Annotated in this window: 27 protein-coding genes; 14 read left to right on the top strand and 13 right to left on the bottom strand. The window is 53.2% G+C overall.

The window, feature by feature from the left end:
• Nucleotides 1-19 precede the first annotated feature (19 nt).
• The 6 genes from H575_RS03395 to H575_RS03375 all read left to right on the top strand — a co-directional run bounded on the left by H575_RS03395 (nt 20) and on the right by H575_RS03375 (nt 3,272).
• A complete protein-coding gene (locus tag H575_RS03395) occupies nt 20-778 on the top strand; it encodes a HesA/MoeB/ThiF family protein (RefSeq protein ID WP_042697959.1) in 759 nt (252 codons plus the stop codon).
• Nucleotides 775-1,053, top strand: coding sequence for a ubiquitin-like small modifier protein 1 (locus tag H575_RS03390; protein WP_042697958.1), 279 nt, complete (start codon nt 775-777; stop codon nt 1,051-1,053). The genes H575_RS03395 and H575_RS03390 overlap by 4 nt, the downstream gene beginning before the upstream one ends.
• Before the next feature lie 249 nt (nt 1,054-1,302).
• Complete coding sequence (locus H575_RS09095; protein ID WP_081406649.1) at nt 1,303-1,485, top strand: CxxC-x17-CxxC domain-containing protein; 183 nt, start codon at nt 1,303-1,305, stop codon at nt 1,483-1,485.
• Between the two features lie 130 nt (nt 1,486-1,615).
• A complete protein-coding gene (gene def, locus H575_RS03385) occupies nt 1,616-2,104 on the top strand; it encodes a peptide deformylase (protein ID WP_042697955.1) in 489 nt (162 codons plus the stop codon).
• A 1-nt stretch (nt 2,105) separates the two neighbouring features.
• Complete coding sequence (fmt, locus tag H575_RS03380) at nt 2,106-3,035, top strand: methionyl-tRNA formyltransferase (RefSeq protein WP_042697952.1); 930 nt, start codon at nt 2,106-2,108, stop codon at nt 3,033-3,035.
• 51 nt (nt 3,036-3,086) lie between these two features.
• Nucleotides 3,087-3,272: a hypothetical protein gene (locus H575_RS03375; protein WP_042697950.1), complete on the top strand. Its 186-nt coding sequence runs from the start codon at nt 3,087-3,089 to the stop codon at nt 3,270-3,272.
• A 302-nt stretch (nt 3,273-3,574) separates the two neighbouring features.
• On the opposite strand, the gene H575_RS03370 is transcribed toward H575_RS03375, so the two are convergent.
• From H575_RS03370 to H575_RS03360, 3 genes are read right to left on the bottom strand one after another with little or no spacing between them, the layout of a single operon-like run.
• A complete protein-coding gene (locus tag H575_RS03370; RefSeq protein WP_042697947.1) occupies nt 3,575-4,816 on the bottom strand; it encodes an ABC transporter permease in 1,242 nt (413 codons plus the stop codon).
• Nucleotides 4,809-5,489: an ABC transporter ATP-binding protein gene (locus H575_RS03365; RefSeq protein ID WP_042697944.1), complete on the bottom strand. Its 681-nt coding sequence runs from the start codon at nt 5,487-5,489 to the stop codon at nt 4,809-4,811. Before H575_RS03365 ends, H575_RS03370 begins: the two co-directional genes overlap by 8 nt.
• Nucleotides 5,490-5,492: 3 nt before the next feature.
• Nucleotides 5,493-6,668, bottom strand: coding sequence for a COG1361 family protein (locus tag H575_RS03360; RefSeq protein WP_042697941.1), 1,176 nt, complete (start codon nt 6,666-6,668; stop codon nt 5,493-5,495).
• Nucleotides 6,669-6,922: 254 nt separating this feature from the next.
• Between H575_RS03360 and npdG the strand changes: the two genes are divergently transcribed.
• Together npdG and H575_RS03350 are read left to right on the top strand one after the other, a co-directional pair.
• On the top strand, nt 6,923-7,627 hold the full coding sequence (gene npdG / locus H575_RS03355; protein WP_042697939.1) for an NADPH-dependent F420 reductase: 705 nt from the start codon (nt 6,923-6,925) through the stop codon (nt 7,625-7,627).
• A 2-nt stretch (nt 7,628-7,629) separates the two neighbouring features.
• Entirely contained in the window at nt 7,630-8,316 is a 687-nt protein-coding gene (locus H575_RS03350) for a TetR/AcrR family transcriptional regulator (RefSeq protein WP_052319938.1), read from the top strand.
• On the opposite strand, the gene H575_RS03345 is transcribed toward H575_RS03350, so the two are convergent.
• Nucleotides 8,301-8,735: a GIY-YIG nuclease family protein gene (locus H575_RS03345; RefSeq protein WP_042697936.1), complete on the bottom strand. Its 435-nt coding sequence runs from the start codon at nt 8,733-8,735 to the stop codon at nt 8,301-8,303. The genes H575_RS03350 and H575_RS03345 overlap by 16 nt on opposite strands.
• Nucleotides 8,728-9,330, bottom strand: coding sequence for an MBL fold metallo-hydrolase (locus H575_RS03340; protein ID WP_042697934.1), 603 nt, complete (start codon nt 9,328-9,330; stop codon nt 8,728-8,730). The genes H575_RS03345 and H575_RS03340 overlap by 8 nt, the downstream gene beginning before the upstream one ends.
• A gap of 82 nt (nt 9,331-9,412) precedes the next feature.
• Here H575_RS03340 and thiC point away from each other — a divergent pair, with 82 nt between their 5' ends.
• Nucleotides 9,413-10,678 carry a phosphomethylpyrimidine synthase ThiC gene (thiC, locus tag H575_RS03335; RefSeq protein WP_042697931.1) on the top strand — a complete coding sequence of 422 codons (1,266 nt, stop codon included), beginning with the start codon at nt 9,413-9,415 and terminating at the stop codon, nt 10,676-10,678.
• On the opposite strand, the gene H575_RS08885 is transcribed toward thiC, so the two are convergent.
• The 3 genes from H575_RS08885 to H575_RS03320 all read right to left on the bottom strand — a co-directional run bounded on the left by H575_RS08885 (nt 10,675) and on the right by H575_RS03320 (nt 15,254).
• Entirely contained in the window at nt 10,675-12,825 is a 2,151-nt protein-coding gene (locus tag H575_RS08885; protein ID WP_081406637.1) for a PAS domain S-box protein, read from the bottom strand. The genes thiC and H575_RS08885 overlap by 4 nt on opposite strands.
• A gap of 490 nt (nt 12,826-13,315) precedes the next feature.
• Nucleotides 13,316-14,719, bottom strand: coding sequence for an amidophosphoribosyltransferase (gene purF / locus H575_RS03325; protein WP_042697928.1), 1,404 nt, complete (start codon nt 14,717-14,719; stop codon nt 13,316-13,318).
• Between the two features lie 34 nt (nt 14,720-14,753).
• A complete protein-coding gene (locus tag H575_RS03320) occupies nt 14,754-15,254 on the bottom strand; it encodes a pyruvoyl-dependent arginine decarboxylase (RefSeq protein WP_042697925.1) in 501 nt (166 codons plus the stop codon).
• 181 nt (nt 15,255-15,435) lie between these two features.
• On the opposite strand from H575_RS03320, the gene H575_RS03315 reads away from it, so the two are divergent.
• Entirely contained in the window at nt 15,436-17,646 is a 2,211-nt protein-coding gene (locus H575_RS03315) for an adenosylcobalamin-dependent ribonucleoside-diphosphate reductase (protein ID WP_042697921.1), read from the top strand.
• 87 nt (nt 17,647-17,733) lie between these two features.
• Here the strand turns inward: H575_RS03315 and cofD are convergent, their stop codons facing one another.
• Genes cofD through H575_RS03295 form a run of 5 tightly spaced genes read right to left on the bottom strand, consistent with a single transcriptional unit; the run spans nt 17,734 to nt 21,081 of the window.
• Nucleotides 17,734-18,648, bottom strand: a complete 915-nt coding sequence (gene cofD, locus H575_RS03310; protein WP_042697918.1) for a 2-phospho-L-lactate transferase — start codon at nt 18,646-18,648, stop codon at nt 17,734-17,736.
• Between the two features lie 35 nt (nt 18,649-18,683).
• Complete coding sequence (locus H575_RS03305; RefSeq protein WP_042697915.1) at nt 18,684-19,208, bottom strand: YcxB family protein; 525 nt, start codon at nt 19,206-19,208, stop codon at nt 18,684-18,686.
• 47 nt (nt 19,209-19,255) lie between these two features.
• Nucleotides 19,256-20,647 (bottom strand): amidophosphoribosyltransferase, encoded by a 1,392-nt coding sequence (gene purF, locus H575_RS03300; protein WP_042697912.1) that lies wholly within the window; start codon nt 20,645-20,647, stop codon nt 19,256-19,258.
• A 12-nt stretch (nt 20,648-20,659) separates the two neighbouring features.
• Nucleotides 20,660-20,833 carry a 50S ribosomal protein L37e gene (locus tag H575_RS09090; RefSeq protein WP_081406636.1) on the bottom strand — a complete coding sequence of 58 codons (174 nt, stop codon included), beginning with the start codon at nt 20,831-20,833 and terminating at the stop codon, nt 20,660-20,662.
• Nucleotides 20,834-20,853: 20 nt separating this feature from the next.
• The gene (locus H575_RS03295; protein ID WP_042697909.1) at nt 20,854-21,081 is read right to left on the bottom strand and encodes an LSM domain-containing protein; all 228 of its coding nucleotides are present in this window, start codon (nt 21,079-21,081) and stop codon (nt 20,854-20,856) included.
• A 329-nt stretch (nt 21,082-21,410) separates the two neighbouring features.
• On the opposite strand from H575_RS03295, the gene H575_RS03290 reads away from it, so the two are divergent.
• The 4 genes from H575_RS03290 to H575_RS03275 are packed head-to-tail and all read left to right on the top strand — an operon-like array spanning nt 21,411 to nt 24,302.
• Nucleotides 21,411-21,908: an RNA-binding protein gene (locus tag H575_RS03290; RefSeq protein ID WP_042697905.1), complete on the top strand. Its 498-nt coding sequence runs from the start codon at nt 21,411-21,413 to the stop codon at nt 21,906-21,908.
• Nucleotides 21,909-21,958: 50 nt separating this feature from the next.
• Nucleotides 21,959-22,333: a cell division protein SepF gene (locus tag H575_RS03285; RefSeq protein WP_042697903.1), complete on the top strand. Its 375-nt coding sequence runs from the start codon at nt 21,959-21,961 to the stop codon at nt 22,331-22,333.
• Between the two features lie 6 nt (nt 22,334-22,339).
• A complete protein-coding gene (locus tag H575_RS03280; protein WP_042697900.1) occupies nt 22,340-22,891 on the top strand; it encodes a ZPR1 zinc finger domain-containing protein in 552 nt (183 codons plus the stop codon).
• Between the two features lie 7 nt (nt 22,892-22,898).
• Complete coding sequence (locus tag H575_RS03275; protein WP_052319936.1) at nt 22,899-24,302, top strand: small ribosomal subunit Rsm22 family protein; 1,404 nt, start codon at nt 22,899-22,901, stop codon at nt 24,300-24,302.
• Nucleotides 24,303-24,381 lie beyond the last annotated feature (79 nt).

Here is a 24,381-nt window from a genome sequence, read left to right as displayed (position 1 = left end):
TCTTCCCGGACCATCTGATATGTCTACAGCGTCTCCTGACTCCCGGTTTTTGAGACAGATTCCTCTTTTCGGGAAAGAGGGGCAGAAGAAACTTAAGGACGCCCGTGTCCTCCTGGCCGGGGCAGGGGGTCTTGGTTCAGCGATCGCTTTGTACCTCGCCTCAGCCGGGGTCGGGTTTATCCGGATCGCCGATGAGGATGTTGTCGAACGGTCCAATCTCAACCGGCAGATCCTGTATCATGAAACCGACATCGGCGCATGCAAGGTAGAAGCAGCAAAAAAAACGATCCATTCCCTCAACAGCGGGATCGAAGTGGAGGCGGTCTGCCGGCATATCGATGAGAAGTCGGCGGGAGATATCGTTCGCGGGATGGATCTGATCATCGACGGGATGGACAACTTTGCTGCCCGCTACGTTTTAAATCGTGCCGGCCTCGATGAAAAGATCCCGTTCATTCATGGAGCCGTGAACGGGTTCTACGGGCAGGTGACAACGCTGATCCCCGGAATCACGCCGTGTCTGCGCTGTCTTGTACCAACAACGCCAACCTGGGAAAAGAAGGTGATCATCGGGGTGACCTGCGGAGTGATCGGCTCCATCGAGGCAAACGAAGCGGTCAAATATCTCACCGGGACCGGGAAGCTTCTGCAAAACCGGCTCCTGCTCTGGGACGGGCTTTTGGGCGAGGCTGAGTCGATCGAGATCGCCAGCTCTCCCGACTGCACTGACTGCGGTTTTTCAGAGAGGGAGCCGGATGGCCGGAGGATCGTATCATGAAGATCACCATAAAGGCGTTTGCCATGTTTCGCGAGGTCATGGATATACAGCTCGAGCTTGAGGTTCCGGCAGGCGGGACCGTCCGCACGCTTCTTTCTGACCTGACCGCGCGATACGCTGGATTGGATGCGCTGATGTTTGCTGCGCCGGATACGCTGCGTGACTTTGTCAATATCCTCAAAAACGGCCGGAACATCCATTTTATTGCCGGTCTTGACACCCCTCTCGACGAAGGCGACCTGATCGCCCTGTTCCCTCCGGCAGCCGGCGGGTAAGGTGTCTCTTTGCCGAAACGTGATCACGGTATCTCTCCTCTGTATTCCCCGGATCCGTTCCCCGGCCCGGATTTAAAAATCACTCCGGATCTTCCGTCAAACCGTCCGGCGGCGTTCTCTGCTGGTATACACAACTATATATCCCAGGGAGACGTATAAAGAGTCGCAGTTATCTGTGGGAAATATCAGTAAGACTTTTTTGTCTCATTGTTTTTTTCGTGAGCATTTATGCTCCAAGGAAATCCTATCATGGAAAGAAGAAATAATTTTGGCGCACCACGCCAGTTTAATGACGGCCCACGCGAAATGACCAAAACAGTCTGCTCAGACTGTGGAAAAGAATGTGAGGTACCGTTCAAGCCAACAGAAGGCAGACCAGTCTACTGTCAGGAATGCCTTCCAAAACACCGGACCCCACGGAACCGGTTCTAATACTGTTTAGACACTCTGTCTAAACACATCATTTTTTTAGTCTGTTCTTTTGGCAGCTTTTTGTATCCTTTGCCCGCTTTGTCCCTTCATCAGTCAGATTCATCTGTCAAAAAATCCAACATGATAAATAATGGAGATTCAGATATACGGAAAAGCGGTGTTGGCCAGACGCGCCGAACCGGTTGATACGATAACCCCTGAACTTTTAGCCATTCTTGATGAGATGGTCCCGATGCTCAAAGAACACCGCGGAGTCGGTCTTGCAGCTCCGCAGATCGGGATCGGGAAACGATTCTTTGTGATGGATCCGGGAGACAAACTCAGAAAAGTCATCAACCCGGAGATCCTGAAAACCGGCAGCGCCTTTGCCGAGATGGAGGAGGGCTGTCTTTCTGTTCCCGGCATCCATAAAAAAGTCCGCCGTCCACGGCGCATCACGGTCAGATACACGAATGAAGCGGGTGAGCTGATCGAAGAGGAGCTGAAGGATTATCCTGCCCGGGTTTTCATGCACGAGTATGATCACCTCGAGGGGATCTTATTTGTCGATAAGGTATCGCCGATCGCAAAAAAGATGATCGCAAAGCAGCTCGAGGATCTGACCCGAAAGGAGGCGTAACGTGCGTGTCCTTTTCATGGGAACGCCGGAGTATGCCCTTTCCTCTCTTCGTGCGGTTTCTGCAGAGCACGAGATCGTGGGGATCCTGACCCGGGCCGATAAACCAAACCGGCGGGGAAACAAGGTCGAGTTTTCGCCGGTGAAGGTGTTCGCTCTCGAACACGGGATCCCGGTTTTTCAGCCGGAGGATATGAAGGATCCGGCTCTCTTTGAGCAGTTAAAGGCTCTTTCCCCGGATATTTCGGTCGTTGTGGCATTCGGGATGATGATCCCGGATGCGATCATCGATCTCCCGAAATACAACACGATCAATCTGCACGGCTCGCTTCTGCCGAAGTACCGGGGAGCAGCTCCGATGCAGTATTCTGTGCTGAACGGGGATTGTGAGACCGGGGTCTCGATCATGTACGTGGCTTCGCGTCTGGATGCCGGTGATGTGATCCTTTCCAAATCGGTTCCCCTGGGGGAAAACGAAACCTACGGCGAGGTACATGACCTTCTGGCCGATCTCGGGGCACAGGCGCTGACCGAGGCGCTGACCCTGATCGTGTCGGGAGAGGTCACCCGGACTCCCCAGGATGAAGCGAAGGTGACCTTTGCCCCCTCCATCTCGAAAGAGGAGTGTGTGATCGACTGGACCCTTCCGGCGGCCACGGTGCATAACAGGATCCGCGGGCTTTCCCCGATCCCGGGAGCAAACACCAGGCTTCCGGATGGAAAACTCCTGAAGATCTACCGCTCAGAAAAGGTCTCCGGAGAGTATGCCGGAGAGCCGGGAGAGATCGTCGGTCTGATAAAAAAGAAGGGACCTGTCGTGATGACGGGAGACGGCGCTGTGTGCATTCTTTCTGCAAAACCGGAAGGAAAACGCGAGATGCCGGGCTTTGAGATCGTGAACGGGCATTATCTGAACGTCGGCGACCGGCTCTGATCCTGCTCTTTTTTTGGAGATTAAACAAGGCGTTACGCGGGGCGATCTCAAATGAAAAAACAACTGAAGTCGTTTGGGACGTACTTCGATTTCGTGTATGGTCAGGGGTGGATGCATGAGATAAAACCAACCGCGAATCTCCGCGAATTAACGCGAATCGCATTTTCCTTACGTTCGGGTGCTCTGCTTCGGCTGATCGCCTCCGCAGGAATCGCACCCTCTCTTGAAAAATGCTGAGGAAAAACCCGCGTGCGGGTTTTTCTGTTGATTCATTCTTTTTCGATTACATCAAATGAGAAGGTTACGGAGAGAAAAACCGGCACGCCGGTTTTTCCAATAGAATTTTTCCAGACGGTGTGCGATTCGCGCAGATTCGCGATTGCGTGCAAGCCGAAGGCTTGCGTGCCGCCTCAAGCGGGCTTTGCCCGCTTGGGCTTATTCGCGGTGGAATTCTCATACATATAGACCAGGCCTTACCCTTCCCGAATTGGATTGTGATTAACACCGCGTAAGTCCTATTAAAAAAGAGAAGGGGGTGCTCAGTCGGTCGACATCGCTTCGACCGGGTTGAGGTTCGCTGCTTTCCATGCAGGATAGAGACCTGAAATCAGGCAGACGATCAGCCCGATAAGAATACCGATCGGCACATACACAAGAACGGCCGGACTCAGCATCGCTTCGACCGAGCCGATCATCCCAAGCAGCATCACCGGCGCTGCGATCAGCGCGAGCAGCGTTCCGGCAACGGCGCCGATCAGTCCGATCAGTCCTGCTTCGTACAGGAACATCTGCAGGATCTGACTCCGATAGGTCCCGATACTCCGGAGAATACCGACTTCCCTCGTCCGCTCCTTCACGCTCATCAGCATCACATTTGTGATGGCCACTGCTGCCACCAGAAGCGAGATACCGCTGATGATCGTCGTAAAGATGCTGGACATGGACATGATCTCATCGAAGACCTCCATGATCTCATAGGAGTTCAGGATATAGACCGTATCATCCGAGTCTTTATCCTCCTTGCCGTTCATCTTCTTCTCGATCGCGTCATCGATCGGGGTCAGCTCTGTCGGGTCATAGGCCTTGACGATGACCTTGTCATACAGCCCGTGATTATCGCCGACAAGTCCGGTGTACCACTCGATCGAGCCGACGACCGCGCTGCTTGTGGAGAATCCAAGGGTCATCATCCCGGTATCCTCTAAGATCCCGACGACCCTGGACGTGACCTCCTGGCCGCCCGAGTTCAGCATGATCATCCGGCTTCCGATCCGGAGATCATTGTCCTCGGCAAAGGTCTCGCCCACGACCACATTGGTCGAACCGCGCGGAAGGGTTCCCTGGATAAGGGTGGCGATCTTCTCGAGATCATTTGCATCCATACCGGATACCGAGGCCATCGCCGTTTCTTTCCCGATATAGACGTACTTCGTCGACGAGTACATCGGAATGAACTCATACTCTTTGGTTACGGATTTTACCGCCGACTCGATGTCTCTGAGATCTTTAGCGGAGAAACCTGTCGTCGTCGTTCCGTCGATCACCTTTTCACCGACCGGCGAGATCGTCAAGGTATCTGCCGTATCGGAGATCATCGAGTTCATCTCCTCGGTAAAACCGGCGCTGATCATTCCCATCCCGCAGATGGCAAACACGCCGATCACGATACCGATCATCGAAAGGATCGTCCGAAACTTATTCAGTTTCAGATTCCTGACCGCCAGTGAAAGGATCATCGGCGAGTAGATCTTCTGCCAGATCGATTTATTCTCTTCACTCATTGACGATCTCACCATCCTTAATGATCACTATGCGCTCGGCATATTCAGCCGTTTTCGGATCATGGGTGACCATGACGACCGTTCTTCCCTGGGCATGCAGATCTGTGAGGATCTCCATGATCTGCGTACTCATCTTCGAATCGAGATTTCCGGTCGGTTCATCGCACAGAAGAAACGTCGGATCGTTTGCAAGAGCGCGGGCAATGGATACTCTCTGCTGCTGACCGCCGGAAAGTTCATACGGCGTATGCTGCATCTGGCCTTCGGTCAGTCCGACCATCGTAAGAAGATCTCTGGTCCGCGTCGTCGTGTCCTTGTGTCCGTATTTTAAGATCAGCGGATACTCCACGTTTTCATATGCGGTCAAGAGGCTGATCAGGTTGAACTTCTGAAAGATGAATCCGATCGTCTCTCTCCGGTGCAGGGTCAGCTCATCGTCCGTCATCTCAGACGTCGACTTTCCGTTGATCTTTATCTCCCCGGATGTAGGCACATCCAGGCATCCGATCATGTTCATCAGTGTGGATTTGCCTGAACCTGACGGTCCCATGATGGCCACAAATTCCCCTTTCTGAATGGAGAAGTCTACGTGGTTTAATGCATGGACGTCGCCGGCCGGCATCGGATATATTTTGGAGACGTCATGCAGTTCGACCACCGGGATCGGATTCATGGCTTACTTCCGCGCAAATATTTTCCCTTTCTTCCAGGCGGCAAATCCGCCGGCAAGAATGACCAGGATCACAATAACGATCAGAACGGCCGCGACCGGGTTCGATCCGCCGCTGGTTTGTGATTCCGTGACTGCTGAAGTGGTCGGCACTTCCTGCTTTTGCGTGTAGGTGTTTCCGTTCACATCTTTATAGGTAAAGACCAGGGTCACTTTGTTGTCGGCCGGGTTGCTGAAGGTCACTTCGAACTCGGAAAGTCCGTCTTCATCCAGTGATCCGACGACATAGGAGGGGTAAAGACCGGTTTTCGTGACGCCTTCGGTGGTGACGACCAACGCCTTTGCGGTCGTAAGGCCTGCATTGTTCACATCGCCGATGACCGTGTAGGAGCTGCCGGTGTTTTTCACTTCGATGTTGTTGACGATGAGTTCGGCACCGGTTTTGGAGACGCCGGACTCAAGAGGGATGGTGATGCTCTCGGTATGCCAGGCAGGCCCGTTTCTATATCTGACATCAAAAGTGACCTCTTTTGTTTCTTCAGCGGTGGAGACGCTCAGGGTCCCGTTTGCCGCTTTGTTCGCGTCGATCGTTCCAAGGAAAAGGGAGGTCTGTTTGGAGGTGACACCGGTTCCCGAAGCGCTGATCTCAACTGCCTCGATCGCGTTCATTCTGAGGTTTCCGATCGTGAGAGCGACAGTTTGCGTAGTGTCAGGCTCGAAGACATCCGGGCGTCCCGTGACCGAGATCACGATGCTCTTATCATCAACGATGACTGCGAAGGGGTATTTCAGATAATTGCCGCTGTTTCCGTCAAAATCGACGTACAGGACCGGATAGAAGGTCCCGGTTTTTCCCGTCGAGATGACCGGCAGGGATAACGTGAACGTATCTCCCGCGCCGACTCCCCCGATCGGGTTCTGATACGGGGTCACGGTCGATTTGATTCCGTCAGAGTCTTTGATAAAGATCTGATTGACCGGAACGAACGTGCTGCCGGTGTTTCTAAGCGTTACGGTAATGATTCCCGAGTCGCCGGGCATCAGGGACTGCGGATACATGGAGAAATCGGTAATGACAAAGGTTGACTGGTTTGCAGCCGATACTGCCCCTGTGCCGGAGAGGATCAAAGCGCAGACGATGCATGCTGCGATAAGTATACGTCGAAGATTATTTCTGTTCATGAAAGACCTTTAGCTATTTTTGTTCTTAATAAATTGTGGGCGGGGGGATAAATAGTTTCCATGTCTTTTTCTCATCTGTCAGTGGATAGGGATTTTTCAGAATAATACTTCGTTATTTCCAAAAAAATCCTCTTTCGCGCTTTAGCGGGTTTTGAAATGCCGTCCGGCGTTCATGCCGGAAAGCTAATATATCCATGTGAGACTAATGAACATCATGTCAGAATGACTGGCGCGAAATTTGTGTGGTGATATTTATGAGTGAAACGGTACAAAAAACGATCCGGTACAGAGTTGGAATAATCGGCGGAACCGGTAATATCGGTGAGGGTCTTGCCCGCCGTATATGTATCGGCGGGAAGTATGATGTCTCACTTGGATCACGCGACCCGGCAAAAGCCGAAACCGCGGCTGACGGAGTGACCTGCTGTCTTGCCGAGCGCAAATGCGAGATCGGGGCGACATGCAGCGGCGGATCGAATGCGAGCGTCTGTGATGCCGACATTATTATCTTGTCAGTGCCGTTCGACAAGGTCGAGTCGACGATCGAGACGATCGGAAAGTCCGCGTTCGAAAACAAGATCGTGGTCTCGCTGATCAATCCGATGCTCCGCTTCCCAAAAGAGAAGTACTTCCTGCCTGACCGTCCGGCGGAAGGCTCGGCAGCTCTCGCGATCAAAAAGATGCTTCCTGCATCTGCAAAACTCACCACTGCCTTCAACAATGTTGCCTCCGGCAAATGGATGGAGCTTGATGAGGAGCTTGACTACTCGGTCTGTGTCTGCGGAGATGACGAGGAGGCAAAACGGATCGTGATGGATCTTGTCGCGAGCGTTTCAAAACTCGTCCCCCTGGATGCCGGTCCGCTTGCCTGTGCGGCGACGATCGAAAGCATCACGCCTCTTGTCATTACCCTTGCCATGAGAAACGGGCTCAAAGACGTCGGCGTATACTTTAAGTAACGATGATTTCCCCGCCGGAGAACCGGGCCGATACCGCCCGGCCATCCGGCAGAACCGATCCGAACATGACGCAAAATCTGCAAAACGATATCCTTACACCGGATTCCGGCCCGAGAGACCGGAGGTTTTTGAAAACGGAACGGGCCATCCGCTGCGCTTTCATCGATCTCGTCGCGGAGAAAGGATTCGATGAACTGTCGGTGAAGGATATCGTCGATGCCGCTGATATCGGCCGGGGGACCTTTTATCTGCATTACAAAGACAAGTATGATCTTCTGGAGTCATTTGAGACCCAGATCGGCAACGATCTCCGGGAGATCATCAGAGGAGAGGTGTTTCCCCTGACGGAGGGCCGGACGCTGACCAAAACCGTTGTGGCGCTGTTTGCCTATTTTGAAGAAAACATCCGGGTTATGCGGGCGCTTTTCGGCGAGAAGGGATCCTGCTCGTTTCAGACACGGCTCAAAGAACGTCTCTGGCATGATGTTTTTGCGGAAAAACTGGTTACCGTGGCATTGCAGGACAGTTTTGCCGTCCCGCTCGAGTATCTTCTTGCCTACGTCAACGCATCGCATTTCAATGTGTTTCTGACCTGGATCCAGAAAACGGATCATGAACGCGAGTCTCCCGAAGAGATCGCCAGGATCATTTTAAAAATAAGTCTCCTTTCGCCTTACCGGATCAGATGATATACGGGTGAAAGGCCGGTCTTTTCAAAAGCGCGGACGACCTCCGTCTCCGGCGAATCTTTTCGGTAGAAAAGGTGCGAGTCGCAAAAACAGTCGGAGCAGCCGAACTTTTCCACTCTGTCCCCTCCGATATTCTGTGCAAGCACGCACTCCAGCCGCTCTGGTGTTTTTGCACAGAAGACGCCCTTAAGCGTGATTTCACCGGCTGCCATCAGGTAGTCGATGTGCCATTTTGGTTTTCTGTACTGTTCATGAAAGAATCTGATGTGCCGGCTGACCCTTGAGAGTCCTCCCGAACCAAGAGCCGAGCCTGCATACAGATACCAGCCTTTTTTGAACGCTGTCGGCCCGAGTGCGCCGATCGTTATCGTGCACTGCTCAGCGCAGGAAAGGATCAGACAGTAAATGCCTTTATCCATATCGTTCCAGAAACTGTTTCGACAAAAGGACATGGCGTTTTGCGTCAGTTACGACCGGCATGTCATGTCCGGGCCAAAGCGAGTTGACCGGAAGTTCCGCGAGTTTGGAGATCGAACCGACCAGATCCCCCCGGCTGCCGGTCGGCAGATCGAACCGACCAAACGACCCTTCCGGAAAGATCGTGTCCCCGGCGATGAGCGCTCCGTCTGATTCCCGAAACAGGCTGATGCTTCCGCGGGTATGTCCCGGCGTGTGGTACACCCTGAACCCGCCGACCGTATCGCCGTCTTTTAAGATCTTTGCCGGATACGCCGTCGGTCTTTGACCAAACTGATGCGAGAGGCTGATCCGCGGATCGGATAAAAACGGCAGATCATACTCCCCGATCATGACCTCTGCACTGCAGAGTTCTGCAAGCTCCAAAAGATTTGCCGTGTGATCAAAGTGTCCGTGTGTCAAAACGATCGTATCGATCTGCTCTCTGTAAGGATATACGGCGTCCGCCGATACAGCCGCGTCAACTAATATATTGCCGGCAACATAAGAGTTCGCCCGCCACCCGGTGCCCGAAAGCCAGATTATTGACTCGTTCATACTTCTGATATCTTCTGCTTCCCTGGTTTAACTTTCTTTGTATAACCTATAATGCGAAAGGAAACCAAATAGGTACGTACCTATGCACTCTATAATCCAGAGCTGCCTTCACGGAGATTTATCCGGAGTTGTCGAGGCTGCAAAATCCGAGGGAATGACGCCGGAGGCCCTTTCCAGAAATATCATCGCCGGCCGGACCATTCTTCTGAAAAATGAGGCACGTGAATATAAGCCGTGTGTGATCGGGGAAGGAGCGACCGTCAAGATCAATGTGAATATCGGGACATCCGGCGTCACCTGCGATCCGGCAAAAGAGATGAAAAAAGCTCAGGCTGCAATCGATAACGGCGCCGATGCGATAATGGATCTTTCCACAGGCGGCGATCTTGCGGCGATGAGAAAAGAGATCCTCAAACTCAGCATCCCGGTCGGGACCGTTCCGATTTATGAAGCGGTCCGCCGGGCGGGCAACGTCGTTGACCTGACGTCCGACATCCTGTTTTCCGTGATCCTTGATCAGGCAAAACAGGGCGTGGATTTCATGACGCTTCACTGCGGTGTGAATCTGGAGGTTCTCGACGCCCTGACCCTTGATCCGCGGGTGATGGGAGTCGTTTCCCGGGGAGGATCGTTCCATACGGCGATGATGATTTCAAGCGGCGAGGAGAATCCGCTCTATAAAGAGTATGATTATCTTCTCGAGATCCTGGACGAATACGAAATTTCCCTGTCGCTTGGCGACGGGATGCGGCCCGGAGCTTACGTCGATTCAACGAAACTTGCCAAATCCCAGGAGTATCTGACGCTTGGAAAACTTGCCAGACGCGCCAAAGACAAAGGGATCCAGCGGATGATCGAAGGGCCGGGGCACATGGACTACAACGAGATCTCCTACAATGTAAAAATGATCAAGGAAATCACGGACTTCGCGCCGCTGTATCTTTTAGGTCCGCTGGTCACGGACATCGCTCCGGGGTATGACCATATCACGGGGGCGATCGGCGGGGCAGCTGCAGCCTGTGCCGGAGCGGATTTCCTGTGTATGGTCTCGCCTTCAGAGCATCTCGCTCTTCCCGATGTCGATGACATCATCGAGGGTACCCGGGTCTGCAAAGTCGCAGCCCATGTCGGAGACCTTTCCCGCCGGAGAGAGGGCGAGCTTCCCCGCCAGGCAAAAATGGCCGAGGCACGCAAAAATCTCGACTGGCAGGCGCAGTATGATCTTTCGCTGTTTGGCGAACATGCAAAAAAGATCCATGACCGGGACGGGGCATGTGAGACCTGTTCGATGTGCGGGGACCTTTGCGCGATAAAGATCGTGGAAAAAGCTCTCGAGAAAAAGATCTAAATTAGTTCCCCGGAGGAAACGACACCGGAGATGCTCCCGCACTCTTCATAAAGCGGGGCATTTCTCCACCGGAGCGTCTTCTCGGCCCCGTCTTTACATAAGACAGCTCCCACATACGCATAATCATCGTCACGGACCTTTCCGGCAATGATCTTCTGGAATCCGTCCATCCGCTGTTTTCTGACCTGTTCAGGGACCGCAGTCATAAACCAGTTCCTGCCCATCAGCTCCGCTTCGGTATAGCCGAGGATCTTCGTGCCGTATCTGTTCAGCATCTCGACATTCCCGTCCCGGTTCACCATCACCAGCACAACGCCGGCAACATCAAGATAGCTTCTCGTCCGGTCGCGTTCCCGCTGAAGTTTCTCCTGCACCAGACACCGTGAGGCGACCGTGCTTATCTGAAACGCCGTCGATAAAAGCAGGGTCCTTCTGACCGTATCCGGGGAGAGGGGCGTTTTTGACCCCAGGATCACGCAGGCGACTGCCCTTCCGTCGAATATCACCGGCATCAGAACCAGTGATTTCGCCTGATCCATCGGAGATGCTGCTGATTCCGGCAGAAGCTTCATCCGGTGTTTATCGAATATCACCGGCTCACCTTTCCTGATGATCCGGTGAATGATCGAATCGGTATGGATCGCCGGAGCAAATCTTCCGTCTTTTGCCCGGAACAGGGTGTAATCATCAAAAATACTGCGCTGGTAGATCGCCACCGATTCGTATCCGGATATCTTCGGGAGCATCTCAAGAAGGGGATCCCACATCTCCTGGGTCGTCGAAACGCCTTCGAGAATAAATGCGAGTTCCCGGCTCATCATCTGCCGCTGCCGGTCAGCGTCCTCTTCGGTGATATCGTTGACGATCGTCAGCAGATACCGGCGGTCGACCGAGAGCTTCATCGGAATGACCCGCGCGGAGATGTATCTGGTCTCTCCGTTGACGACGATCCGGTCCTCGGATACCCGGACTTCATCGCCGGTCAAAGCAACCGTGTCGTGTGCTTCGGTCAGCCGGACGGATCCGATCTTCGCCAGGACCTCCTTTGAAGTCATACGGGAAAGCTCAGCGCGTGATTTCTGCAGAAACAGCTCCGCGGATTTGTTCACATAATAGTATTTCCGGGACTCCATCCCGATCACCGTGATGATCGCCGGAATATTGTTCATCACCGAGTCAAGGAATCTCTTCCACCGTTTTGCCCCGAGCTCCGCATCCCTCCGGTCGGTAACGTCCCGCAGAGCGCCGTTGTACCCGAGAAAAATGGATCCTTCCTGTTCAAGAAGGACCGGAGATCCGGAAAATTCGCAGTAGATCTTTCTGCCGTCTTTGCAGATGAAGGGGAACTCCGGGAGGGTGAACCCGTTTTCCCGGGAGACCGCTGATGCAAGTTCCCAGTCGAAACGGGCCGCCGCTCCTTTGGGCATGAACGCCGAGAGTTTGCGCCCGTTCAGCTCCTCCGGCAGATAACCTGTCACGCTGGTTATCTGGGGGCTGATGTACTGGATGCAGAATGTTTCATCGACGGACCAGATGACATCATGGATCGTTTCGACGAGACGGCGAAACATCGCCTCGCTTTGTTCAAGCGCGGCTTCCGAGTTGACTTTTTCGGTGATATCGTCCCAGACAACGGTAACGCCGGGGCGTCCGTCGGAGAGGACCATGGGATAGATCCGCTGATCCAGATAACTTTCGGTACCGTTTTTCAGCAGACGAAGTTCGCTTCTGACCATTTCTCCCTGAAGGGCCGCTCTGATCTGGTCGGTCAGGACATCACTGCAGAATGTTTTGCAGGCGCTTTCATACACATATTTTCCGATGATCTGGTCGGATTCTGCGCCAACAAAGGAGAGTAATGATTCGTTTGCCTGAATGACCCTGAGATCCGCATCGATCAGCAGCACCATCTCAGAGGAGAGGTTGAGCATCGCGGATACGGGGACCCGTTTTGATAAGAAAAAAACCTTGGCTTTGCCAAAGGTGCGCATCTCGACCCGGCCGGACACCAGAAGATTATCCATGTATCGCGCTATGGTGTTTCGGTTCAGATGCGTGGCGTCGGCGATCTCCGTGACTGACATCCCCCGGGGATTCTCCCGTAAAAGCGTGAGTATTTCAGAGAATTCGCCAGTCTGCTCTGCCATTACACTTTATTTGGTTCGGGAAATAATAATGCTTTGCACTATGCAGTGCATCTATGCCCATCATCAATGCCGTGCATTGGTAGATATATTTAAATATAAGAATGACAAATAGTATTGTAGCAGCTTGTGAGAAGAGCACAAGCGGCAAACAGACCCGTGAACAAAATCAGTTCTGTAAAATGGGAAACAAGGACACACCACACACACACCTGCCTTTTCCACAGAATATACACCTCACAAAACACCACAAAAACACCACACCACCACAGTTTTCGGGTCTGTTCCATAAAATACTCAGGTTAATGACACGTACCACTCTCTCTTAAAACCTCTCCAATTTTTTTAGGTTTTTCCCTTCTTTGCCGGAAGGGGAAATCTATTCAGATCACTGACCTGTTCTTTGCGCTTGTTTTCCGCAGAGCGGGCGGTTTTGTTTTCGTCAAAACAGCGGACAGGAATTAAAATAAAAAAGCAGGATGGTCAGACAGATTCACGGACAGGAGTATGAATCCACCATGCCGATCTCGCGGTCATCCTCTTCCTCTCCGGGTATCGCCACCGGATACCGGCCGGTAAGACATCCCAGGCAGAGGTTTTCCCGGGGGATCCCGATCGCCTGAATAAGCCCGTCCAGCGAAATATGGGCCAGACTGGTCGCATCGATCTCCGCCTCCACTTCCGGAACGGATTTTTTCGAGGCGATCAGTTCATTTCTTGTCGGAAAATCGGTTCCGAGATAACAGGGCGCAATGATCGGCGGCGAAGCGATCCTGAGATGCAGTTCCTTTGCGCCGAACTCGCGCACAAGAGACAGGATCTTTTTCGAAGTCGTCCCCCGGACGATACTGTCATCAACCAGGACCACCGACTTGTCTTTGATATGGCCGCGAACAGGATTCAGCTTCATCCGAACGGCGATCTCGCGTTTTTCCTGTGTCGGCATAATGAACGTCCGGCCCGTATACCGGTTTTTGATCAATGCTTCCCGGAACGGAATGCCGGATTCACGGGAAAAGCCGGTAGCTGCCGCGGTCCCGGAATCCGGGATCGGCGAGATCAGATCCGCTTTTGCCGGAGCTTCCTGTGCGAGAAGCGCGCCGGTCTTTCTGCGGACTTCATACACCGACACGCCGTCGATGATCGAATCCGCCCGCGCGAAATACACATACTCAAACATACAGTGGGCACAGGACTTTGATTTCATCATACTGCGGGAAAATACTTCCCCTCCCTGCAGTCTGACACTCTCTCCGGGAGCGATATCCCGGACGAACTCTGCCCCGAGCGTATCCAGCGCCACGCTTTCCGAAGCGAGGATGTGTCCGCCGGTCTCCGTCTTCCCAAGACACAGCGGTTTGATCCCGAGCGGATCACGGAATGCATACAGCGTTCCGTCCAGCATAAAAATCACCGCATACGACCCGCTGATCTTGCGCATACAGTAACTGATCGCTTCGTCGGGCGTGTGATCATGGATGATCTCGTTTGCAAGGATCGCCGCGATCACCTCCGTATCCGATGTCGTGGAAAAGATGTGACCGTGTCCTTCGTATTCGTATCTGAGTTCATCCGTATTGATCAGATTCCCGTTGTGCACGAGTGAAAGGGAATGCCCCCGGAACATAAAATGGAAGGGCTGGATGTTCTCCGGTTTCGACCCTCCGGTCGTCGGATATCTCACATGCCCGATGCCGGTCGTTCCGGTCAGACGTTCGAGCACAGGTCCGCTAAATACTTCGGCCACCAGTCCGTAGCCTTTGTATTTATGTACGGTCTCACCATCATACGTGAAGATGCCTGCACTCTCCTGACCCCGGTGCTGGAGTGCATATAATGCCAAGTATAATGATCCCGATACCTCAGCCGTATCGGTAATGCCCGCGATGCCGCACATGTTGTGTAAATATTGGCTGTATTCAGATATAGGTTTAACAGACGAAGACCGCGGTCGCGACAACGGTCGTCCAGCTGCCGTTTGTATCCGTCTCGGCTGCAATACTGATGTTGCTGGTTTTCACGATATCCCCGCCCTCTTTTTCAAGAATTGTTGCAAGCATCGTTCTTGCCAGCTCTTCGGCATATTCTCCGCACGCCTCTTCCGAGACCCCGAAACAGTGATGCTCCGAAAGATACCCGTGCTGCCTGTCATGGATCTTTGGAACGGCAAGTCCGATAGCTGCCGCTATCGTCTGATCCGGCTCGTTCGATGCGTTTTTCGCCATCACGCAGTACACGATCTCCCCGGGTCTCAGACAGGCGAGCCCCTCCTCGCGCGAGACGATATCCGCGTCCGGCGGCATGATCGAAGAAACGTACACCAGATTGAATGGGGCGATCCCTGCGTTTCTGAGGGCCATCTCGAACGAAACGAGCTGATCTTTGTGAACACCCCGGCCTTTCGTAAAGAATACTTTTGCAGGAACTACCATCGTAGTTAATTGGTCTCATTAACTAGCTCTTAAGGGTTGTGTTAGAGGACCAAGACCTGAAGCGAGTGGATTAAAATACGGTGATATCCTATTAATTGTTACGTACAAAAACCCGGCCGGGGTATGAACTGCCCCAAACCGGCTTTTTGAACAGAACACCAGTAAATCGAGGAAGTAATTGATGGCGGATTCAGTAGTTGACAGTATTTTAGCGGCGAGATATTACCGCACCGGTGAGGCATCGTTTGAAGATGTCTGCAGGCGGGTTGCAGATGCATTAGGTGAGACACCGGAAGAGACAAAGGAATACTTTGACGCGATGATGACCTTGTCGTTTCTTCCAAACTCTCCGACACTGATGAACGCGGGAACTCCGCTCGGCCAGTTATCGGCATGTTTCACCCTCCCGGTGAGCGATTCACTCCCGGAGATCTTTGACGCGATCCGCTGGGGAGCGATCATTCATCAGTCGGGAGGGGGCACAGGCTACAACTTCTCCCATCTCCGTCCCGAAGGCTCCCCGGTCCGTTCAACAGACGGCGTAGCATCCGGTCCGGTCTCGTTTATGCGGGTCTTCAATGCCGCCACCGATGTCATCAAACAGGGCGGCAGACGCCGCGGGGCAAACATGGGTATTTTGAACGTCTGGCATGCCGACATCATGAAGTTCATCAAAAGCAAAGCCAAAGAAGGTGACTTCAGCAACTTCAATATCTCGGTCATGGTCTCGGACGCGTTCATGGACCTGGTCGTAAACGGCGAAACGGACAAGGTCTGGGTGACCGGCGCCGACGGTACAGAAATAACCGTCGGAGAGATCTGGCAGGGCATCATCGAAGGAGTCTGGAAGAACGGCGAACCAGGCATCCTCTTCTACGATACGATCAATAAGAAAAATCCCACCCCCAGCCTTGGGGATATCGACACCACCAACCCCTGCGGCGAACAGCCGCTTCTTCCCTTCGAATCCTGCGTTCTCGGCAGTATCAACCTGGCAAAGTTCGTCAGAGCCGACGGGATCAACTACGAAGCTCTCGACAACATGACCAGAATGGGTGTCAGGTTCCTCGATGCCGTCATCACCAAAAACGTCTTCCCGATCCCGGAGATCCGTTCGGCGACCAACCGGACACGAAAGGTCGGTCTTGGTCTGATGGGCGTCCATGATGCGATGCTCATGCTTCGGATCCCGTATGATTCAGAAGCAGGCAGAAACTTCTGCACCGAAGTGATGGAGCGGGTCAACAATGTCGCCGTCGAAGAGTCTGTCATTCTCGGGAAAGAAAAGGGCACGTTCCCCGCATATGAAGGAAGTGTCTGGGATAAGCAGGGAGTCATTATGCGAAACGCCGCCCTCACCACCATCGCCCCGACCGGAACGATCTCACTTCTCGCAGGCTGCTCGTCCGGTATCGAACCGGTCTTCTCGTTTGCCTACACCCGGAGAAACACGGTCGGCAAAACATTCGTGATGGTCCACCCCTACTTCGAAGCGGAACTCAGACGCGTCATCGCCTCGCTCGGCTTTGACGGCGCCAAAGCGGAAGCAAAACGCGATGAAGTTATTAACCATGTCCATGAGACCGGATCGGTCCAGGATGTCGAGTGGCTGCCGGATTCATTCAAAGCGGTTTTCAAGACCGCTCTGGATATTGGCTGGAAGGATCATGTCTTAATGCAGGCGGCATTCCAGAAACATGTCCATGCCTCGATCTCGAAGACGATCAACATGCCGGTCTCCGCATCGAAAGAGGATGTTGAACAGGCAGTCCTTCTTGCATGGAAGGAGGGGATCAAAGGCATGACCCTCTACCGAACCGGGTCCCGAGAGGATGTTGTTCTCGCTCTCGAGAAGCAGGAGTCCGCAAAGCCTGCCGACGTCCCGGAGAAGCCGGCTCCCGGCACCGTCCCGCAGTTACTCTTCACCCGCCCGCGTGAACTGGTCGGAAGGACCTTCCTTGCTCAGTCGGGATGCTGCCGCCTGTATATCACGGTGAACACGATGGACGGAAAGCCCATGGAAGTGTTCATCCGGACCGTCGGAGCCGGATGCGAAGCGAGCAGCAATGCGCTCGGCCGGAGTATCAGCACGGGTCTCCAGAACGGGGTGCCGTATGAGAAGTTCGTAAAACAGTTTGCGAAAGTGAACTGTGTTTCCGCGATCAAAAACAAAAACTCGGAAGGTATGTCCTGTGCCGATGTGGTTGGGAAATGCATCGAACTTGCGGCGACCAATCAGGCGATCACGACACTCGATAACTGGTCCCTGACCCCGGTGACGCCGGGAGAAAAGAAAAACCCGCCCTGCCCCGAGTGCGGCGAGCCTCTGGACTTCGGCGAGGGCTGTAATATGGGCATCTGCAAACACTGCGGATGGAGCGGATGCAGCTGAGATTTTACCAATATCAGCACATCCCTCTTTTTTAAGGAGGATTCGCGCCGCAGAATTTGCGAATCGAATCCGCCTCCCCCTTTCTCCTTATTTTCTCGGGAAGTATGAGAGCAGATCCCACGCCAGGGACTCAGCCTTCTTCTCATTGGTCATCATTGTGTCCAGACGGTGAGCTCCCGGCACTTCGATCGCTGAATCTTTGATATCCTGAATAAATAGATCCACCACATCCTTGTAGACCTGCCAGGTCCCGTAGGACGTCGATTCATATCCCCATGCCTTCATCAGGGCGGCGGCAGGTCCGCTGACAGGCCGGTTTCCGATAAACGGACTAACGGCCACCGTAAACGTATTCTGCAGAGCCTCGCGGACCCCTTCACACTCAAGGATCGGGCCGATACTCGTCACCGGATTCGACGGACCGATGATCACCCCGTCACTTGCTTCGATCGCTGCCAGAACTTCGGGCGTCGTTTTCAGCGGTTCACTGTCGGCGGTTTTTCTCACCACTCCGGTGATCTCCACATTCCCGCGCAGTTTCACCCAGTACTCCTGATAATGCATCAGGGTCCCATCTTCACAGACGACATAACTCGTCACCTCCTGATCCGACATAGGCAGGATCTTTGCCGATATCCCATAGCCTTTCGCGATCTTCTCCGTTGCCTTCGTCAGACTCATCCCCTGCCGCAAAAACTCGGCGCGGGCAATATTTGTGGCCCGGTCACGATCCCCAAGCGGCAGAAGCTCCGTATATCCAAGCTTTTCCATCGCATGGAACGTTTCAAACGAATCCCCGCGGATCCCCCACCAGGAATCCGTGTTCAGCAGTCCGGAAAAAAGATACTGCACGGTGTCGATATCCGGAGAAACATACAGACCCGACATTCGGATATCCTCTGCCGTATTCACGACGACCGTGATCTCGTGATCGCGCAGGATCTGCCGGAGACCCCGGATGAGTTTGGGCGTTCCTGTGCCGCCGGAAAAAACAGTGATCATTGCTAAAGGGAATTGGACGGGGGATGTTATGAAAATTATGGATTCGCCGGGAGTTTTGCTTTCAGCGCAGAAACGAACTCATCCATACCGGCGACCCCTGCAGGAATGATCGCGCCCTGCAGAGAATCCACATAGATATACACCGCCCCGTTCCCGGTCACGATATCCTTTACCGATGCATACGGCGAAACAGAAATATTTGGCCCGATCGAAAAATGCATCCCGTCCTCTTCGAGCGACAGAGCGGCCTGCATCTCCCAGGGGGCGTTCGATCTGCCTTCCCGCAGATACTTTCTCAGATTCCTGTCGATGATCTTCCAGTAAAACTTTGGATAGACCAGATAGATCAAAACGGCAGTGATCACTCCTCCGGCGACCCCTGCCCAGATGTAAGTGAATCCGGAAAAAGTCACGGCAAGCAGGACAGGCAGGAAAAAGAACACGCCCGCCATATACACGCGTGAACGTGCAAACTGGGATCTCATGGAACGAGAACGGGCGTAATGGGATTTATTGAACGCGATATAGTCGTTCTCGGTTAACGTATACTCGAGATGCATTACCATTCGGTAGGTTTTGGAGATACAAGAAGTTTCCCAAAAAAAAGTTACTGGCCTGCCGGTGAGATATGCCGGCAGCAGCAGGAGCATTCGTTTTTGATATCCAGAGGGAACGTCCCGCCCGAACACGCCATACACAGATCCTCTGCAGGAATCCCGATCGAAGCGACGAGATCCTCGGTCGAAACATACTTCAGGCTCGTCGCGTGGATCTTTTCGCGGATCGACTCCAGATCAAGGCCGGCCGCGATCAGCTCATCACGGGTCGGCAGATCGACCCCGAAATAACACGGGGCAACGATCGGCGGTGATCCGATCCGGAGATGGACCTCATCGGCCCCGAAATCTTTGACCATGTCCACGATCCGAAGCGAAGTCGTTCCCCGAACGATACTGTCGTCAACCAGAATGACCGACTTGCCGGTCACGTGGCGGCGGACCGGATTCATCTTCATCCGCACTGCGTTCTCCCGGAGATTCTGAGCCGGCATAATGAAGGTCCTGCCGACATACCGGTTCTTCAGCAGACCTTCGATATAGGGAATACCGGACTCGGACGCATAGCCGGTAGCAAACGCGATTCCAGAATCAGGCACCGGCGAGACAAGATCGGCTTTCGGGGGATTTTTTGCCAGACACGCCCCGATCTTTCTTCTGGCGTCATACACAAGCACGCCGTCGATGACCGAATCGGGCCGGGCGATATACACATATTCAAAAACGCAGTAGGCCTTGTGATCCGACTCAAGGACCTGACGGTGTGTTACTCCGTCCTGGGTTATCGTAAGAAGTTCGCCGGGACAGACATCCGCTTCGAACACTGCCGAAAGGATATCGAGAGCCACACTCTCCGACACTACGACATGTCCAAACCCGGTCTTTCCAAAACACAGCGGTTTTGTGCCGAGAGGATCACGGAACGCATACAGGATCCCATCGAGGATCGCGACGCCTGCATACGCGCCTGAAAGCCGCAGCATGGTATTTACGAATGCCTCCTCTGCAGACACGCCGGATATCAGCTCATGAGCGATCATCGCGGCGATCAGTTCAGCATTGGTCGTTGTGGAAAAAATGTGCCCCTTCCCCTCATACTCGCTTCGAAGCGTCTCACGGTTGATCAGAGCAGCGGAAACGGTAACAGAAAGCTTGTGGTTTTTAAAAGTAAAATTGAGAGGCTGGATATTTTCTATCCTGCCCCGGTGTGCTTTCTGGGTGTACAGAACCTGTCCCACGCCCACATTGCCGGCTAGTCTGCCGAGGATCTCTTCACAAAACACTTCAGAAAGTTGTCCGGGCCCTTTGTGCATAAAAAATGCCTGCCCGTCAAAAGTAGATATGCCTGCCGCTTCCTGCCCTCTGTGCTGCAGGGCGTGCAGAGCATAATAAAGGGGGTAAGCGACACCTCGGGAGTCGATGATGCCTGCAATACCGCTCATATTACAACCTTTTTAGTTATCTGCTGCTTTTTTCGTCCAGTTGTACCCGCGGATTTTTGAGCTTTTGCCAAAACCGCATGATGAACATACACCGTGCCTTGCGTGCATAGACTGCTTTCCGCAGCGGCGACAGATGATGTGGGAATGCTTGTTGCGCAGACCCATTGATGGAGTGCCTTTTGTCATTGGTTAAATTCACCTCGATGTTATTCTACGGAGGGGGAAATGTAGATTACGTTGTCTCCACGTACGATCAAAGTGCCGAGTGGAACCATGCCGTTCTCCCCTTCTTCCTCAGCCTTGTCAAGAACCAGGTTCATGTGAACGTCGTATCCCTGAAGAACTCCACGGATCTCCCGTCCACCTTTCAGTGAAATGATTACCGGCTGGCGGTTCAGAACCTGATCTAAAATTTCAAGTGGTCGCTTTGTCATTGGATTACCTCTCGTTCCTCTCAGGGAGAGAGTCCGAAACGAAATGCTCCGGCACACCGTGCCGGGCTTATACGCAAAGCCGAAGGCATATGCGCACGTTTCGGACGTCACATAAGCTTAGAGACTCATGGACGAGTGCTTAATGTATATGCCACTGAAACACATAAAGATAGCGGGAAAAGAAGCCGGCGGCAGACCGGATGCCAAAAGAAAATCTCTGCAGATATTGCAAAAAAAATATCCGCAGGCGCCTCCCGGGTCACCCCGCCGGATCCCCCAACCCGGCACGGAGTCTATTTACTTTCCCGCGCCAAATGATACACTAACCTATGGCAGACCTTATCATCAAAAAACGCCACGCCATCAAAAAAAGTCAGCTTGCAGCTTTGATGACCAAGCTTACAGACAGTATCGGGGATGATGCAGCATTATACGAGGCTCCGATGATCGAGATCGCGGAAACGGCATCCAAATTCAACATCTACATCATCGACAAAAAACCGCTGATCATGGAAAAGGATGACTGGGCATTTCCAACGCTCCGGGGCGCGGTCACCCGTCCGTTTTCCGGGCGGCGGATCGTCGTCGACATGGGGGCGATCCCCTATATGATCAACGGGGCAGACGTGATGAGGCCGGGTATCGTTTCGGTAACGGACGATGTAAAAGCCGGCCTGCCTGCCCTCGCAGTCGACGAAAGCCATGACAAACCCCTTGCCGTTGTTCTTCCACTCTATGACGCAAAGGAAATCATCGCGCTTGAGAAGGGCAAGGCGGCCAAAAATCTCCATTACATCGGCGATGAGCTCTGGAATATGGAGATCTAGACGGCCCGCACAGATAGAATTAAATAACCAACAACTAAACTATTTTTCATATGGGATTTCTTGACGGAGTATTTGGCTCAAAGGAAAAATCGACAGATGAAGATACCTACATGAAGCTCGATCTGCAGGCGTACGAAGGGGCGGTCGGCGAGAACGAACCGGCAACCATGTATGTCAAGGTCGCCAGCGTCAGTGATATCAAAGACTGTCCAAAGATAAAAGACGAGATCTATAACGGAAATATTGTCATCATCGATATCACCAAACTGAAACTCGACAAGATCATGTTCGATCGCGTCATGGGCGATCTTCGTGCCGTTTCCCGCGATGTAAACGGTGATATCATCGGCCTTGGCGATCAGCGCTATGTGATCGTTGTGCCGACCGGTGTCCGCATCTCCCGCGAGAAACTCGGCGGGTACTAATTCCCGATGCGCCAGGTAGTTCCAGCACCCTGTCCTGACTGCGGAGAGGAGATCGAATATATCTATGATACGGAAAACATTCCGTATTTCTCCGACATTCTCCTTATCTGCGGCGTGTGCAGCTGCGGGTTTAAGATCGTTGACACGATGGTCATGAACGATCATGAACCAAGCTGCTGGGAGCTGAAGGTCGAGACCCCGGCCGATCTGGACGCCCGCGTCGTTAGGAGCATGCAGGGGGAGATCGATATCCCTGAGTTCGGGATAAATATCCGTCCCGGCCCCGCCTGTTTCGGGTTCGTCTCAAACATCGAAGGCGTCCTTGAACGTGCAGAGGATGCCGTCAAACGAGCTGCGATCTCCTGTGAAGGAGACGAGATATGCCGGGCGGCCGAACTCCTCAAAGAGATCGAAAAGGCACGAAGATCCGAGCTCCCCTTCACTGTCGTCATCATGGATCCCAGCGGAAACTCAGGCATCGTTTCCTCAAAAGCAAAAAAGACCAAACTCGATATTGAGCCGGAACAAAACGGATACTCCGTCAAACCGCTCGCTTAACCCCAACATGGATAATCCCCGATACATTCCGAACGCTGAGGAGATAAAACGCCTCAGCGCTTTTTTAAAGATACGCAGCATTCCCGAACTCGAAAAACAGACGGTCTCCTACATCGAAAAGGTGACTGGCAAGTCCTGGAAGGATGAGACGGTCCTGGAAAAGATCCGAAACGCCATCCTTGCCCAGAAGGAGTCATACTGGAAAGAGGGGGGCAAAAAAAATGTTTCCTACAAAGGAGCATACAGTGTTCTGGGTTATATGGCGTACCAGATGCCCGGATATGTCATGGAGTTCTCCGAGTTTTTTGCCGGCCTTGTTACCTCCGGACTGATCCGGAAACATGTGAAGATCTTAGATATCGGATCCGGACCCGGGACGGTTTCGATCGGGATCGGCCGTGTCCTTTCCTGTCTTGAAGGGATGACGGCCGAGATCACGCCCCTTGAGCAGTCTGAGACCCATATCGAGGCGTATCAGGCGGTCGTGCCGGCATTTCTGACCCAGGCCGGCGGCAAAGTCACTGCAAACAAACCGCTTGCCCTGGATATCACCAAAGAGATCCCCGAAGGCGAGTTCGATCTGATCGTCTGTTCGAACGTGATCAACGAACTGAGCGGGCTCGACCCGGAGCAGAAAGCCGATCTGGTTCTCGCGCTTTCGAAGCATCTTGTCCCGGACGGGAATCTGGCGATCCTTGAACCGGCCGATCTGACGAATTCGACGATGCTTCGCGATCTCTCACGCGATGTGAAGAAGAAGGGTCTCACGATCTACGCTCCATGCAATGATCTGCGGGGCGTGTATTGTACGGTCTCTCCCTGCTGGTCGTTTCGGTCCTACGCAGACATCAAGCCGACGGAGCTGATGTTTGCTCTCGGCGGTGCTGAGGAGAAGTTCCGGTTCGTGAACACGGATGTGAAGTTTTCGTATGCGATCCTAAGAACCGACGGTCACAGAAAATGCGGATACAGGATCCCTGCTGAGGCGAAGCGGGCGAGGCTTTCCCAGCTGAAGAAGCATCTGGAAAAACGGATCCATATCACGGTTTCCGTAATGTCGGCCGACATCGGGGATGCGAAAAATTATCTGTTCCTTGTCTGCGACGGGACGGGGACGACGCCGACGTACCTCGCCCTTCCGGCATTCCACCGGACGCCGGAGCATGAAGCTTTGCTTACCGCATCCTACGGATCTGTGGTGGCGGTCGATTCGGTGCTTGTCCGATTCAACAAGCAGCAGAATGCCTATAATCTGCTGATGGGCCGGGAGAGTTTTACGCGGATGATCGCGGGGACCCCGACGGGAAATGCCGCGCCGGATAAGATCGCATTGCTGAAGAAAAAATACGGCAGAAAACCCTCGCCGAACTACCGCGGGAAGAAGACGGGAAAGCCTGCGAATAAGAGATAGGGGGTTTTTTTCTCCCGGATATTTTCCTTTTTTCTATGGTCCTGCCGGATAGATTTATCCGGGCTGACTGCATAACGAT

The organism is Methanocorpusculum bavaricum DSM 4179, assembly GCF_000430905.1.
Lineage (GTDB): Archaea > Halobacteriota > Methanomicrobia > Methanomicrobiales > Methanocorpusculaceae > Methanocorpusculum > Methanocorpusculum parvum.
This window is presented reverse-complemented; position numbering and strand designations above follow the sequence as displayed.